This is a genomic window from Acidovorax sp. NPDC077693 (genome assembly GCF_044542805.1).
Taxonomy (GTDB): Bacteria; Pseudomonadota; Gammaproteobacteria; order Burkholderiales; family Burkholderiaceae_C; genus Acidovorax.
Map to the genome: position 1 here is coordinate 165,365 of NZ_JBITVD010000007.1, position 13,536 is coordinate 178,900.

The 13,536-nt window shown below is 67.4% G+C and carries 13 protein-coding genes; 3 read left to right on the forward strand and 10 right to left on the reverse strand.

Going from position 1 to position 13,536, the window contains the following annotated elements; genetic code table 11:
* From ACIGHN_RS11665 to ACIGHN_RS11675, 3 genes are read left to right on the forward strand one after another with little or no spacing between them, the layout of a single operon-like run.
* Positions 1 to 756 carry an SDR family NAD(P)-dependent oxidoreductase gene (locus ACIGHN_RS11665; RefSeq protein ID WP_056413881.1) on the forward strand — a complete coding sequence of 252 codons (756 nt, stop codon included), beginning with the start codon at positions 1 to 3 and terminating at the stop codon, positions 754 to 756.
* 29 nt (positions 757 to 785) lie between these two features.
* Positions 786 to 1,433: an SDR family NAD(P)-dependent oxidoreductase gene (locus ACIGHN_RS11670; protein WP_396504490.1), complete on the forward strand. Its 648-nt coding sequence runs from the start codon at positions 786 to 788 to the stop codon at positions 1,431 to 1,433.
* A gap of 32 nt (positions 1,434 to 1,465) precedes the next feature.
* A complete protein-coding gene (locus ACIGHN_RS11675) occupies positions 1,466 to 2,233 on the forward strand; it encodes an enoyl-CoA hydratase/isomerase family protein (protein WP_056413818.1) in 768 nt (255 codons plus the stop codon).
* 112 nt (positions 2,234 to 2,345) lie between these two features.
* Here ACIGHN_RS11675 and ACIGHN_RS11680 read toward each other — a convergent pair whose 3' ends face one another.
* The 10 genes from ACIGHN_RS11680 to ACIGHN_RS11725 form a co-directional block, all read right to left on the reverse strand.
* A complete protein-coding gene (locus ACIGHN_RS11680; protein ID WP_056413813.1) occupies positions 2,346 to 3,119 on the reverse strand; it encodes an SDR family NAD(P)-dependent oxidoreductase in 774 nt (257 codons plus the stop codon).
* 13 nt (positions 3,120 to 3,132) lie between these two features.
* Positions 3,133 to 4,101, reverse strand: a complete 969-nt coding sequence (locus ACIGHN_RS11685) for a branched-chain amino acid ABC transporter permease (RefSeq protein ID WP_396504491.1) — start codon at positions 4,099 to 4,101, stop codon at positions 3,133 to 3,135.
* Positions 4,102 to 4,118: 17 nt separating this feature from the next.
* Entirely contained in the window at positions 4,119 to 5,003 is an 885-nt protein-coding gene (locus ACIGHN_RS11690) for a branched-chain amino acid ABC transporter permease (RefSeq protein ID WP_396504492.1), read from the reverse strand.
* Positions 5,004 to 5,049: 46 nt separating this feature from the next.
* Entirely contained in the window at positions 5,050 to 5,766 is a 717-nt protein-coding gene (locus ACIGHN_RS11695; protein ID WP_396504493.1) for an ABC transporter ATP-binding protein, read from the reverse strand.
* On the reverse strand, positions 5,759 to 6,469 hold the full coding sequence (locus tag ACIGHN_RS11700) for an ABC transporter ATP-binding protein (RefSeq protein WP_396504586.1): 711 nt from the start codon (positions 6,467 to 6,469) through the stop codon (positions 5,759 to 5,761). The genes ACIGHN_RS11695 and ACIGHN_RS11700 overlap by 8 nt, the downstream gene beginning before the upstream one ends.
* A 71-nt stretch (positions 6,470 to 6,540) precedes the next feature.
* Complete coding sequence (locus ACIGHN_RS11705) at positions 6,541 to 7,431, reverse strand: SMP-30/gluconolactonase/LRE family protein (RefSeq protein WP_396504494.1); 891 nt, start codon at positions 7,429 to 7,431, stop codon at positions 6,541 to 6,543.
* Positions 7,428 to 8,579, reverse strand: a complete 1,152-nt coding sequence (locus tag ACIGHN_RS11710; protein ID WP_396504495.1) for an NADH:flavin oxidoreductase/NADH oxidase — start codon at positions 8,577 to 8,579, stop codon at positions 7,428 to 7,430. Before ACIGHN_RS11710 ends, ACIGHN_RS11705 begins: the two co-directional genes overlap by 4 nt.
* Before the next feature lie 18 nt (positions 8,580 to 8,597).
* Entirely contained in the window at positions 8,598 to 9,836 is a 1,239-nt protein-coding gene (locus tag ACIGHN_RS11715; protein ID WP_396504496.1) for an ABC transporter substrate-binding protein, read from the reverse strand.
* A 32-nt stretch (positions 9,837 to 9,868) separates the two neighbouring features.
* Positions 9,869 to 11,104, reverse strand: a complete 1,236-nt coding sequence (locus ACIGHN_RS11720) for an ABC transporter substrate-binding protein (RefSeq protein WP_396504497.1) — start codon at positions 11,102 to 11,104, stop codon at positions 9,869 to 9,871.
* Positions 11,105 to 11,165: 61 nt separating this feature from the next.
* Complete coding sequence (locus ACIGHN_RS11725; RefSeq protein WP_396504498.1) at positions 11,166 to 13,505, reverse strand: acyl-CoA dehydrogenase; 2,340 nt, start codon at positions 13,503 to 13,505, stop codon at positions 11,166 to 11,168.
* Positions 13,506 to 13,536: the final 31 nt, after the last annotated feature.

A 13,536-nucleotide genomic window follows, 5' to 3' on the forward strand; every position in this document is an offset into this window, starting at 1 on the left:
ATGGCGACTGAAAACTCCGCATCCGGCCATGCGCGTTGTGCGGTGGTGACCGGCGCGGCCCGCGGCATTGGGCTGGCCATCGCCGAACAACTGGCGCGCGACGGCCTCTCGGTCGTCGCCACCGACCGGGATGGCGAGCTGGCCCATGCCGAAGCCGAGCGTCTGCGTGCCCAGGGACTGGCCGTGCAAGGGGCCGCCCTGGATGTCCAGGACCGCGCGGCGGTCCGTGCGCTGTTCGCAACGCTGCCCGCCATCGACGTGGTCGTGAACAACGCGGGCATTGCCTCGACCATGATCCCCTTTCGCGAGCTGGACGCCGATCGGCTTCGCAGCATGATGGGCGTGAACCTGCTGGGCAGCTTCATCGTGGCCCAGGAGGCGGTGCGCCGCATGCCCGAGGGCGGGCGCGTAGTGCAGATCGCATCGCGCGGCTACCTCGGTGGGGCAGGGGCTGCGCACTACGTGGCCAGCAAGGCCGCCGTGGTGGGCATGGTGCGTGCCATGGCCATCGAGCTGCGCTGGCGCGGCATCACCGTCAATGCCGTGGCGCCGGGCATGGTCGACACCCGGATGCTGGAAGGCTACACGCCCGAGATGCGGCGTGCGCTGGAACAGCGCGAGCCCGCGGGCGCAGCCGCCAGCCCGCAGACCATTGCCGACGCCGTGTCCTTCCTGGCATCGCCCCGGGCGGGGCAGTGCAACGGCCAGGTGCTGTTCGTGGACGGCGGCAAGAGCGTGGGCATGCCTCCGCTGTGACCGTCCCGGTACTTCACTCATCCGATGCCATGTCCATGCCACCTTCCACCTCTACACACACCGCCAGCAAGCTGCTGCTCGTGGGCACGCAGGAGCCGCTGGCCCCGGCGATCCAGGCGCGCCTGGAACACGATGGCCACCAGGTGCTGGCCATCGCCAGCGAGGACCCTGCTGCGTTGCAAAGCGCCATCGCCGCCCTGGGAACGCTTGATGCGCTCGTGACGCTGACACCGACAACGCGCTCGAACCTGCAGTTCGACGAGATCGACGACGCTGCCTTCGAGACGGCGCTGGACGCCCAATTGCTGGCTCCGATCCGCGTGGCACAGGCGGCACTGCCGTATCTGGCAAAAGGCGCGCAGATCGTGCATGTCGGCTCGCGCGGCCACCAGGGCGCCTGGGGCGGCGTGCACCAGATGGCCGCGAGCGCAGGGCTGGTGGCCATGACCCGTTCCATGGCGCTCGAACTCCAGCCCGAAGGGCTCTGCGTCAACCTGGTCGCCAGCGAGTTCAGCAACGAGCGCCAGGACACCCCTGGCAACCGCGAGGCCGTCGCGCACGCGGTGAGCATGCTGGCCGCGCCGCACAACGGCATCACCGGCCAGTGCATCGTCGTCGACGGCCTGGCGTCGCTGCGGCTGAGCGAATCCCGCCGGCCGTACGGCATCCATCCCTGAAATTCACTGACCCATCCATCCGAGGAGAACCTATGCAATTCCTGAAGCTCAACGTCGAGAACCATGTGGCCGTGATCACCATGGACGCGCCCCCCGTGAATGCCGTGTCCGCCGGCCTCATGGACGAGATGATCGCTGCGTTCGACCAGATGAGCGACCGCGACGACGTGCGCGTGGTCGTGCTCACCGGCGCCGGCAAGATCTTCTGCGCCGGGGCCGACATCAAGAGCCGCGCCAACAAGACCTTCGAGCCCGGTGAGCGCTGGGCGCATTCGCGCCGCGCGCGCGAGCTCAGCTATTCGATCATCGAATGCAAGAAGCCCGTGATCGCCGCCATCAACGGTGCGGCGCTCGGTGCCGGCCTGGGCATTGCCGTCTCTTGCGACATCCTGCTGTGCTCTGAAAATGCCTCCCTGGGCCTGCCCGAAGTGGACGTGGGCCTGATGGGAGGAGGGCGCCATGCCATGCGCGTGTGCGGCCACTCGCTCACGCGCCGCATGATGCTGACCGGCGACCGCATCAGCGGCCCGGAGCTGTACCGCCGTGGCATCGTGGAAGTGTGTGTGCCGCTGGAGGAGTTGATGCCGGCAGCGATGGAAATGGCCGCACGCATTGCCTCCAAGAGCCCGATCGCCAGCCGCACCGCCAAGAACTCGGCGGCCACCATTGAGAACATGACGCTGCGCGACGGCTACCGCTTCGAGCAGAACATGACTGCCGAGCTGGGCCAGACCGAAGACTCGCGCGAGGCCATGCGCGCGTTTGCCGAGAAGCGTCCCCCGGTGTTCCAGGGCCGTTGAGACCCGCCGCCATGACAAAGGCCGCGCACCGCGCGGCCTTTTTGTTGGGTGACTGCCCTGGCCAGGGCCTGGGGTCGCAGGCCAGACGGGCGCTGGCTTGCGTTTGCTGGTTCTAGTTGGCCAGCATGCCGCCATCCACCGGCAGGGTCACGCCGTTGATGTAGCTGGCCATGGCCGATGCCAGGAACACCGCCGGTGCGGCAATCTCGTCGGGCTGGCCCATGCGGCCCTGGGGCGTGCGGCGCAAAAAGCCTTCGAGCCGGCGCGGGTCGGCGCGGGTGGCCTCGGTCATCGCGGTCTCGATCACTCCCGGCGCGATGGCGTTGACCCGGATGCCATCGGCGCCCAGGTCCACGGCCATGCTCTGCGTGAACATCTTCACCGCGCCCTTGGAGCTGGAATAGCCGATGCAGCCGCCCTGTGCAATGAAGGCTGCCCCCGAGGCGATGTTGATCACGTTGCCGCGGGTCTGGCGCAAGGCTGGCAAGAACGCGTGCAACACGTTGAAGCCGCCCATGACGTTGACGTCGAACACCTGGCGCAGCTTGGCGTGCACTTCGGGCGCGTCGATCCCGGCGCGGATCAGGATGCCGGCGTTGTTGACGAGGATGTCCAGTGCGCCGATGTCGCGCCCGACCTGCTCTGCCAGGGCCGCGCATGCCGGCACGCTGGTGATGTCGAGCGCGAACGCCCACGCCTGCCCGCCGGAGCGGCGAATGTCCTCCACCGTCGCTGCGCAGTCTTCGGCGCGCAGATCCACCAGCACCACGCGGGCGCCGGCCCGGGCATAGTGCAGGGCGATGGCGCGGCCGATGCCCGCCGCCGCTCCGGTGACCAGCGCAAGGCGCCCTTCGAGCAGGCGAGCGGTTGTCGAATCGTTGTCCATGTCTTGTCCTGTGTCAGTGGGTTGCGTTGCCAGGGCGGCGGCGGGCCAGGTAGGCATTGATCTCGCCGACGATGCCCCGGCGGAACAGCATCACCACCAGGACAAAGACGGCGCCCTGCACGATCAGCACCGCCTCCGCGATGGACGAGAGCGAGTTGGCCATGGTGACCACCACGATGGCACCTGCCACCGGGCCCAGCAGCGTCTGCAGGCCGCCCACGATGCCCATCAGCAGCGCCTCGCCCGAAGTGACCCAGCTCACGTCGTTGAGGGTGGCGATCTGGAAGACGATGCTTTTCATGCCGCCTGCCAGCCCCGCCAACGCTGCAGACAGCGTGAAGGCCAGCAGCTTGTAGCGGTTCACGCGGTAGCCCAGTGAAATGGCCCGTGGCTCGTTGTCCCGGATGGCGGTCAGCACCTGGCCGAAAGGCGAGTACACGATGCGCCAGATCAGCCAGAAGGCCGCCACCACGGCCAGCATCACCACGTAGTACAGGGTTGTGTTGTTGGCCAGGTCGATGACACCGAACAGATGGCCCCGGGGCACGCTCTGGATGCCGTCTTCCCCACCGGTGAACGGAGAGCGCAGGGCGATGAAGTAGACCAGCTGTGCGCTGGCCAGGGTGATCATCGAGAACGCGATGCCCGCACGCCGGATAGCGAGCAGGCCGGTGATGGCGCCGATGGCGGCCGCCACGACGACGCCGAACGCCACGCCCAGCGCGGGGTCGAACCCCCACACCTTGACCGCGTGCGCGGTGCCATAGGCGGCCGAGCCGAAGAACATGGCATGCCCGAAGGACAGCAGGCCCACATAGCCCACCAGCAGGTTGAGCGAAGCCGCCAGCAGGGCGAAGCACAGCAACTTCATCAGGAAGATCGGATAGGCCACGAACGGAGCGGCCAGCAGCACCACGGCGCCGGCGATCAGTAGCGGGCGCTGGTAGCGCACCATGCGGGAGGAAGAGGAGGAGTCGTTCATCGCTGTCATCCTGGTTGTCACTTGGTACTGCCGAAAAGGCCGTTGGGGCGCATGGCGAGCGTGATCAGCATGATCACGAACACCACCATGCCGGCGCCGTCCGGGTAGACCACCTTGGTGATGCCCTCGATCACGCCGAGCGCGAAGCCTGCGACGATGGCGCCCACGATGGATCCCATGCCGCCGATCACCACCACCGCGAACACCACGATGATCAGTTGCGAGCCCATGAGCGGGTTGACCTGGTAGATCGGGGCGGCCATCACGCCGCTGAACCCGGCGAGGGCCACACCCAGGCCATAGGTCAGCATCAGCATGCGGGGAACGCGGATGCCAAAGGTGCGCACCAGGTTCGGGTTCTCCGTGGCTGCGCGCAGGTAGGACCCGAGCTTGGTGCGCTCGATCACGAACCAGGTCACGATGCACATGGTCAGCGAGGCCGCGATCACCCAGAGCCGGTACCAGGGGAAGAACGCCATGCTGGTGTCCAGCCCGCCCGCGATCGGGTTGGGATAAGGCTGGCCCGTGGCGCCGAACTTGTAGCGGAAGCTGCCCTCCAGGATCAGCGCGAAGCCGAAGGTCAGCAGCAGTGCGTAGACGTGGTCGAGGTGGTAGAGCTTGCGCAGCAAAAAGCGCTCGAGCGCAATGCCCGTGGCACCCACGATCAGCGGTGCCAGCACCAGGGCCCACCAGTAGTTCAGGCCCAGGTACTCCAGCAGCCCCCAGGCCACGAAGGCGCCCAGCATGTACTGCGCGCCATGGGCGAAGTTCACCACGCGCAGCAGGCCGAAGATGATCGCCAGGCCCAGGCTCATCAGCGCATAGAGCGAGCCGTTGATCATGCCGACCAGCAGTTGCCCCGAGATGGCGGCCAGGGGGTATCCGAACAGGGAGTCGGGCATCGTTGATGTCTCCTGAGTGTTGTTCTTGTGTGCGGTGGGAAAGGGTTCAGACGCCCAGCAGCGCTTCGATGCGCGGGCGGTCTTCCACGATGGCCTGGCGGTCGAAGTGTTCGACCACGCGGCCTTCCTCAATCACGTAGAACCGGTCGCCCACGCCCGATGCGAAGCGGAAGTTCTGTTCCACCATCAAGATGGTGAAGCCGCGCTGCCGCAGCGTCGCAATGGCCTCGCCGATCTTGTCGATGATCACGGGCGCCAGGCCTTCGGTGCATTCGTCGAGCAGCAGCAGCTTGGCGCCGGTGCGCAGGATGCGACCGATCGCCAGCATCTGCTGCTCGCCACCCGACAGGCGCGTGCCCGGACTGCGGCGGCGCAGCTTGAGGTTGGGGAACAGCGTGTAGATCTCTTCCACCGACATGCCGCCAGGCATCAGCACCGGAGGCAGCAGCAGGTTTTCCTCCACGTCCAGGCTGGCGAAGATGCCCCTTTCCTCGGGGCAGTAGGCGACCCCGAGGTGCGCGATGTCTTCGGGCACCATGCCCTGCGTGGACCGGCCGTTGACGGCGATGTGCCCCTGTCGCCTGGTCAGCAGCCCCACGATGGCGCGCAGCGTGGTGGTCTTGCCCGCGCCATTGCGACCCAGCAGGCAGACCACTTCCCCTGGCTGTACCACGAAGTCGATGCCGTGCAGGGCCTGGGTCTCGCCGTAGTGGCCGGTGAGGCCGCGGACGTCCAGGCACGGCGGGTTTGGATTCTCAGGCATGGGCTCCCCCTCCCACATAGGCTTCCCGCACGCGCGGGTCGGTGGACACCTCTTCGTAGCTGCCTTCGGCCAGCACCTCGCCGGCCTGCAGGACCGTGATGCGGTCGCACAGTTCAGCCACGACCTTCATGTTGTGCTCGACCATGAGCACGGTGCGCTGCCGGGCCACCTCGGCAATGAGCCGCGTGACCGGGCCGATGTCCTCGTGGCCCAGGCCGGCCATCGGCTCGTCGAGCAGGATCATTTCAGGCTCGAGCGCCAGCGTGGTCGCCAGCTCCAGCGCCCGTTTGCGGCCGTAGGACAGGTCGGCGGCCATCTCGCGCTCGTAGCGCTCCAGGTTCACCGAGGCCAGGAGTTCCCGCGCCCGGGGTGTGTGCCGGTCCAGCGCCTTGTCGCTGCGCCAGAAGGCGAAGGTGCCGCCAGAGCGGCGCTGCAGCGCCACGCGCACGTTGTCCAGCACGCTCATGGCGCCAAACACCGCCGAGATCTGGAACGAGCGCACCATGCCGCTGGCGGCCACGCTGGCCGGGTCACTGCGCGTGATGTCGCGGCCGTTGTAGTGGATCCGGCCCGCGCTCGCAGGAATGGAAGTGGTCAGAAGATTGAAGCAGGTGGTCTTGCCGGCACCATTGGGGCCGATGAGCGCATGCACGCTGTGGCGCCGGATGGCCAGCGACACGTTGCGCACGGCGTGAAAGCCCATGAACTGCTTGCTCAGTCCCTCGGTGCGCAGGATCACGTCCTCGCCCGCATGGTGTGGCTGGTTGGATGGGTTCACGCCAGGGCCTCGTCGTCAAACAGCACTTCGGGCAAACCCCGAACCCCCAGGCCGTGGATGGCGAAGACCGCCCCTGCATCCGGGTGGTCGCTCTTCATGAGATTGCCGCTGTTGCTGATGCTGGTGACGTAGAGCACGTCCAGATCGGGCCCGCCGAAGCAGGGGCAGGTGGGGTAGGGCGTCGGGACGTCCACCAGCCGCAGCAACTGCCCCTCGGGGGTGAAGCAGCCGACCTTGCCGGCCTGCACCAGCGCGACCCAGAGATTGCCCTCGGCATCCACCGTGGTGCCGTCGGGGGCCGAGCCGTGCACCCTGGTGTTGAACAGCGTGCGCGGCACGCCCACGGCGCCGGTCGCCGGGTCGTAGTCCACCGCGCTGACTTCGTCGCTGAAGCTGTCGGCGTGATACAGGGTGCGCCCATCAGGGCTGAAGCAGGTGGCGTTGGCAAGCGCGATGCCACCGAAGAGCCGGGTGGCGCTGCCATCGCGCTCCAGCCGGTAATAGGCGCCGTCCTTGTCGTGGCGGCCCATGACCATGGAGCCGGCGACGAACCGTCCCTGGCGGTCGGTGCGGCCATCGTTCATGCGCATCGACGGGCCGCTGTGCACCACTTCGGCCAACCGGCGCGTGGTTCCCGTCACGGGGAAGAGCAGGTGGAAGCCGTCTTCGACCGACAGCACGAGCCGGCCGCGCCGGGTGAGCGCGATGGAGCCCACGTCGCTGGGCGTGGCCCACTCCATATGGCTGCCATCGCGCAGCCGGTGGACTTTGCGGGCCTTGGAGTCGATCCAGTACAGGGCTTGTTCGCGCGTGTCCCACAGCGGGCACTCACCCAGCCGGTCGCGGTGTGCGCCGAGGATTTCGACGCGGGGGGATGCCAGGGTCATGCGGTGCTCCTTGTCATGTCGGTGTTGCGCAGTGCATCGGCGGCCGCTGCGCGGCGAACCAGGTACATGCGGTATTGCTGCGGCCAGGTGGCGTAGTCCTGATTGGCTCCCAGCGCAACCTCGGCATGCACAGGCCAGTTGGGGTTGTAGAGGGCCTCGCGCCCTACGGCGATCAGGTCGGCCTCCCGGGCCTGGAGATAGCCTTCCGCCGTCTGCGGGTCGATGACCAGGCCGACGCCCATGACCTGCAGGCCCGTGGCCTCCCGCAGGCGCCCGGCCAGTTCGGCCCGGAACGTCAGGCTGTTGGAGACGGACTTGCCCTGCGTGGGGTAGCTCGAGATGCCGCCGCCGGAGGAGCAGTCGACCACGTCCACGCCGCGGTCCTTCAGGCTGCGCAGCAAATCGACCATCTCCTCGAACTCCAGCCCGCCATCCGCCACGTCGGCCAGCGATACCCGCCAGAACAGGGGCTTGTCGTCGGGCCACTCGCGCCGGACGGCTTCGGCCACATCGAGGGCAAAGCGCATGCGGTGCAGCCCGAAGCGGTCGGTGCGCTGGTTGGCGATGGGAGACAGGAATTGGTGGATCAGGTAGCCGTGGGCGCCGTGGACTTCCAGGGCCTCGAAGCCCGCTTCGCGCGCGCGGCGCGCCGCATCGCCCCAGGCGCGCACCAGTGCCTCGACCTGCCCGGTGTCCGGCTCGTCCGGTGTGGGCCAGCCGGGACCGACGGGCAATGCACTGGGGCCCACCGCCTGCCACGGGGCCTCGCCACGCGCAGCATCCGCTTCGGTCAGTGGCCCGTGGCCGTGCCACCATTTCTGCATGCCTGCCTTGCGGCCGGTGTGCCCGAGCTGGATCGCCGGCACAGCGCCATCGCGCCGCAGTGCATCGGCGATGCGCGCCAATGGCGCGATCTGGTCATCATTCCACAGGCCGATATCGCCGTGGGTGTTGCGCCCGCGTGCCTCCACGGCCGTGGATTCGACGAAGACGATGCCCGCGCCGCCCATGGCGAACCGTGCGAGGTGGGCCAGGTGCCAGTCCGTGGCCATGCCGTCCACACCGGTGGACTGCTGCATCGGGGGAATGACCACGCGGTTGCGCGCGCGCATGCCGCGCAGTGTGTAGGGGGTGAAGAGTTGTGCCATCGCAGGTGCCCGTGGCAATCACTTCTTCGCCACGAAGTCGCAGCCGCCTTCCGCCAGTGGGCGGAAGATCTGCTCGGCCGCAATGGGGGCACCGACCTTGTAGAAGTCGTACTTGTACTTGGACTCGGCAGGCGCCTTGACCTCGATGGGGTAGACCGCGCGCATGACCTGGCCGTCTTCACGGATGGGCGCATTGAGCGTCATGAAGTCGTTGACGCGCGTGGCCTTCATCTTGGCGATCACGGCCGGGCCTGCGTCGGTGCCGCTGTCCTTCACCGCCCGCAGGTAGTGCGTCACTGCGCTGTACACGCCGGCGTTGGTGAACGTGGGTGGAACACCGCCGTTGCTGCGTTCCATGAAGCGCTTGCTCCAGGCGCGCGTGGCATCGTTCTGGTCCCAGTAGAAGGGGACGGTGATGTTCAGGCCCTGGGCCACGTCCAGGCCCATGGCTGTCACGCTGTTGATGGTCATGCCGAAGACGCTCAGGGCCTGGCCGCCACGCGTGATGCGGAATTCGGCTGCCTGCTTGAGCGAGTTGGACAGGTCGAGGCCTGCGTTCAGGATCACGATGGCCTTGGCGCCGCTCGATTGGGCCTGCAGCAGATAGGACGAATAGTCGGTGGCGCCCAGCGGGTGCTTGACCGACCCGACCACCCGGCCGCCGGTCGCCTGCACGAAGCGCGTGGCCTCCGCCTGCATCGCGGCGCCGAAGGCGTAGTCCACGGTGATGAAGAAGAAGTCCTTGATGCCCTTGTTGATCAGCAGCTGCACGCCCGCCTTGGGCATGGCGTAGCTGTCGTTGAGGAACTGGATGCTCATGGGCGAGCAGAACTTGCCCGTGAAGTCGGAGGAGATCGATCCGGAGATCAGATAGGGCTTCTGCTTTTCCTTCATGAAGGTCTGCACGCCCAGGGCGATCGACGATGCCGAGCCGCCCACGATGGTGTCCACCTTGTCGGAATCGATCCACTTGCGTGCGGCGGCCAGGCCCACGTCGGGCTTGTTCTGGTCGTCCGTCGACACCAGCTCGATGGCCTTGCCGTTGACCTTGCCCCCGAAGTCCTCGATGGCCATGCGCGCTGCCAGCACCGACCCTGAGCCCCCCGCGCCAGAGTAGGGCCCGCTCACGTCGTTCATCACTCCGATGCGGACCACGTCGTCCGATATCTGGGCATGGGCCGCACCTGTGGCGAGCAGGAGCGCCGCGGCGACGGCCGCTGCGGCCTTGGGAGGTTGGCGGGTGGCTTGTTGGTTCATGTCTGTCTCCGGTTTCATTGTTATGGGGTGATTCACTTCTTCACGAAGTCGCAGCCGCCTTCGCTCAGCGGCCTGAAGATCTGCTCCGCAGGGATGGCGGCACCCACCTTGTAGAAGTCGTATTTGCCCTTGGACTCTGCGGGTGTCTTGACCTCCACGGGGTAGACGGCGCGCATGACCTGGCCGTCCTCGCGGATGGGGGCGTTCTGCGTCATGAAGTCATTGACGCGGGTGGCTTTCATTTGGGCGACCACCTTGGGGCCGTCGTCGGTGGCTGCGTCCTTCACGGCCTTCAGGTAGTGCTGAACGGCGCTGTAGACGCTGGCCTGGATGTAGGTGGGCACTGCGCCGCCGCTGCTGCGCTCCATGAAGCGCTTGCTCCAGGCGCGGGTCGCGTCGCTCTGGTCCCAGTAGAAGGGCACGGTGATGTTCAGGCCCTGGGCCACGTCCAGGCCCATGGCGGTCACGCTGTTGATGGTCATACCGAAGACGCTCAGGGCCTGACCACCGCGCGTGATGCGGAACTCGGCGGCCTGCTTGAGGGAGTTGGACAGGTCGAGGCCTGCGTTCAGGATCACGATGGCCTTGGCGCCGCTCGACTGCGCCTGCAGCAGGTACGACGAGTAGTCGGTGGCGCCCAGCGGGTGCTTGACCGACCCGACCACCCGGCCGCCAGCCGCCTGGATGAAGCGCGTGGCTTCGGCTTGCAGGGCCGCTCCGAACGCATAGTCGACGGTGATGAAGTAGAAGTCCTTGATGCCCTTGTTGACCAGGAGCTGCACGCCCGCCTTGGGCAGCGCGTAGCTGTCGTTGAGGAACTGCACGCTCATCGGAGAGCAGGACTTGCCCGTGAAATCCGACGAGATCGTGCCTGCCAGCAGGTAGGGCTTTTGCTTTTCCTTCATCAGCGTCTGCACGCCGAAGGCGATGGACGTGGCCGAGCCTCCCACGATGGTGTCGACTTTCTCGGTGTCCAGCCACTTGCGCGCCGCGTTCAGTCCCACGTCGGGCTTGTTCTGGTCGTCCACGGTCACCAGCTCGATGGCCTTGCCGTTGACCTTGCCCCCGAAGTCCTCGATGGCCATGCGTGCGGCCAGCACCGATCCCGGGCCGCCGTTGCCGGAGTACGGGCCGCTCATGTCGTTCATGATGCCGATGCGCACCACGTCGTCCGAAATCTGGGCCTGGGCCGCGGCTGCGCCCAGGAACAGTGCGGTGGCTGTGAAGCCGGCCCGCAGGCCGGTGGTGAAGGTCGCCTTGCTGGTCATGGTTGTCTCCGGTGTCGTTGGTGTTGGGAAAGGGGGGCGGAACGGGCTCGATGCGGGTCCGTCAGGCCCTGGGGTTGCCGGAAGGCAGGGCCAGGATCTGCTTGGCGAGGATGTTTCGCTGTATTTCGTTGGAGCCGCCGAAGATCGCGGGCATGCGCGAGTCGAGGTACTGGCCCATCACGTCCGTGGCGATGCCGTCGATCACCACGTCGTCCATCTGTGCGCCCTGGTCCCCGGCCAGCTGCACCAGCTCGTCGGCGATGCGCTGGTAGGTCTCGGTGCCCCAGACCTTGAGGTAGGACACGTCCGGGCCCAGCTCTTCGCCGCCGCGCAGGCGGCCCATGAAGAGCTCGAACGCGGATTTCAGGTCGCGCACGTCGAGCACCAGCTGGGCATAGCGGTCGCGGAAGTCGGCCTGCTCCAGCGCATGGGTGGCTTCGGCCAGGCGGTCGAGCTGGGCCAGGGCCCCCTCGCACTGGCGCGGCGTGCCGAAGAAGATGCGCTCTTCGCGCAGGAACGAGTTGGCGACGTTCCAGCCGTCATCGATGCGGCCGACCACGTTGGCCACCGGCACGCGCACGTTGTCGAAGAACACCTCGCTGAATTCGCCCTCGCCCTTGAGGTTGACGATGGGGCGCACCTTCACGCCCGGTGTCTTGAGGTCGATCAGCAAGAACGTGATGCCGCGTTGCTTGGCGCTTTCGGAGCTGCTGGTGCGCACCAGGGCGAACATCCAGTCTGCGCCGGGGCCCAGCGTGGTCCAGATCTTCTGGCCGTTGACGACGAGGTCATCGCCATCGCGGTCGGCGCGCGTGCGCAGGTTGGCCAGGTCCGATCCGGCGTTGGGCTCGGAGTAGCCCTGGCACCACATGGTTTCGCCGCTGAGCACGCGGGGCAGGTGGTGGCTGATCTGCTCCGGCGTGCCGTGCATCAGCAGCAGCTTGCCGATGGCCAGGCCGTGGTCGGGAATGCGCGCGCAGCCGTGGCGTGCCATCTCTTCGGCATAGATCACCTGCTTGGTGGGCGACAGGCCCATGCCACCGTGCGAACGGGGCCAGGAAGGCGCAAGCCATCCTTTTTTGGACAGCGCCTGGTACCAGTCGGCAATGTCTGCGTAGTAGGCGCGCTTTTTCATGAAGCGCTTCTCGGGCGGGTAGTTGGCGGCGATCCAGTCGGCCAGCACGTGGCGGAATTGGTCGTCGGGCAGATCGTCCACGTCCGCGGCGTCCACCGTTGCCGTGCCCCCGTTGCCCGTGGCCGCGCGCGTGCGGCCTGTCGTTTGCAGCGCATCCAGGAACTGGCCCCGCTGCCACAGCGGATTGCCCAGCCAGGCCGAGAGCGTGAGTGCGCGCTTGAGGCACAGGCCGATGTCGGTTTCGTCGGCGATGCCCATGCCCCCGTGCAGGTGGATGGCCGCCTTGCCCACCAGCAGGGCCGCGCTGCCGGCACGGGCTCGCGCGGCGCGCAGGGACTGCGTACGCAGCGCGGGATCGGTGGCCCGGTCCCAGTCGAGCAGGGCGTTCTCGGCCGACGCGCGCGCCAGCTGGCATTGGATCCACATGTCGACCATGCGGTGCTGCAGGGCCTGGAAGGAGGCGATGGGTTTGCCGAACTGGATCCGCTGGGAGGTGTAGGCGACGGTGTCCTTGAGCGCGCGCTCGGCCACGCCCACCAGTTCGAACGCCGATGCCAGGCGCGCCAGTTCAATCGCCTGAGCCACCGCGCTGCGCACGCCGTCGCCCGCCGCAACCAAGGCGTCCGCAGGCAGGGTTGCGTCTGCGAAGTCCAGCGCGCCGAAATCGGTCCCGTCCACGGTCCGGGTATTGAGCACGGAAAGCCCCTTGGTGCCCGACGCGATCCAGAACAGCGCTGGCGCGCCCTCATGCAGGGCGTAGACCAGAAAGCCATCGGCTGCACCGGCCAGGGGAACGAAGCACTTTTGCGCGCCCCGCAGCATCCACCCGTCGCCCTGGCGCTGCGCCAGCAGCTGGGTCGCGCCCAGGTCGGGGGCTCCGGCGGCCTCCTGCCAGGCCAGCGCACAGAGCGTTCTGCCGGCGCACACATGCTCCAGCAACTGCCGGGCGCGCGCGCAGTCCGGTGCCAGTGGAACGAGTGCCTGCACCACGAGCAATCCGCTGGCCACGAAGGGCTCCGGCACCAGGCCATGGCCCAGCTCCGCCGCGATGACCATGGCTTCGGCCGGGCCCAGGCCGTGGCCGCCCAGCGCCTCTGGCACGAGCACGCCGAGCCAACCTGCCTCGGCCATGTCCTGCCAGACGGCGCGGTCGAAGGGGACGGATTGCTCGCGCAGGCGGCGCACCCGCGCAGGCGCGGGCTTGCGCTTAAGGAAGTCTTGCACGCTGTCGCGCAGCATGCTCTGTGTTTCGTCGAAAGTGGTCATGGGGTCCAAAGTCGTTCCGGGGCTGGCCTTG

Bases quoted from the DNA above. Each gene is read 5' to 3' on its own strand.
- ACIGHN_RS11665 (WP_056413881.1), top strand. From the start codon at position 1: ATGGCGACTGAAAACTCCGCATCCGGCCATGCGCGTTGTGCGGTGGTG.
- ACIGHN_RS11670 (WP_396504490.1), top strand. From the start codon at position 786: ATGTCCATGCCACCTTCCACCTCTACACACACCGCCAGCAAGCTGCTG.
- ACIGHN_RS11675 (WP_056413818.1), top strand. From the start codon at position 1,466: ATGCAATTCCTGAAGCTCAACGTCGAGAACCATGTGGCCGTGATCACC.
- ACIGHN_RS11680 (WP_056413813.1), bottom strand. From the start codon at position 3,119: ATGGACAACGATTCGACAACCGCTCGCCTGCTCGAAGGGCGCCTTGCG.
- ACIGHN_RS11685 (WP_396504491.1), bottom strand. From the start codon at position 4,101: ATGAACGACTCCTCCTCTTCCTCCCGCATGGTGCGCTACCAGCGCCCG.
- ACIGHN_RS11690 (WP_396504492.1), bottom strand. From the start codon at position 5,003: ATGCCCGACTCCCTGTTCGGATACCCCCTGGCCGCCATCTCGGGGCAA.
- ACIGHN_RS11695 (WP_396504493.1), bottom strand. From the start codon at position 5,766: ATGCCTGAGAATCCAAACCCGCCGTGCCTGGACGTCCGCGGCCTCACC.
- ACIGHN_RS11700 (WP_396504586.1), bottom strand. From the start codon at position 6,469: ATGGGCTTTCACGCCGTGCGCAACGTGTCGCTGGCCATCCGGCGCCAC.
- ACIGHN_RS11705 (WP_396504494.1), bottom strand. From the start codon at position 7,431: ATGACCCTGGCATCCCCCCGCGTCGAAATCCTCGGCGCACACCGCGAC.
- ACIGHN_RS11710 (WP_396504495.1), bottom strand. From the start codon at position 8,579: ATGGCACAACTCTTCACCCCCTACACACTGCGCGGCATGCGCGCGCGC.
- ACIGHN_RS11715 (WP_396504496.1), bottom strand. From the start codon at position 9,836: ATGAACCAACAAGCCACCCGCCAACCTCCCAAGGCCGCAGCGGCCGTC.
- ACIGHN_RS11720 (WP_396504497.1), bottom strand. From the start codon at position 11,104: ATGACCAGCAAGGCGACCTTCACCACCGGCCTGCGGGCCGGCTTCACA.
- ACIGHN_RS11725 (WP_396504498.1), bottom strand. From the start codon at position 13,505: ATGACCACTTTCGACGAAACACAGAGCATGCTGCGCGACAGCGTGCAA.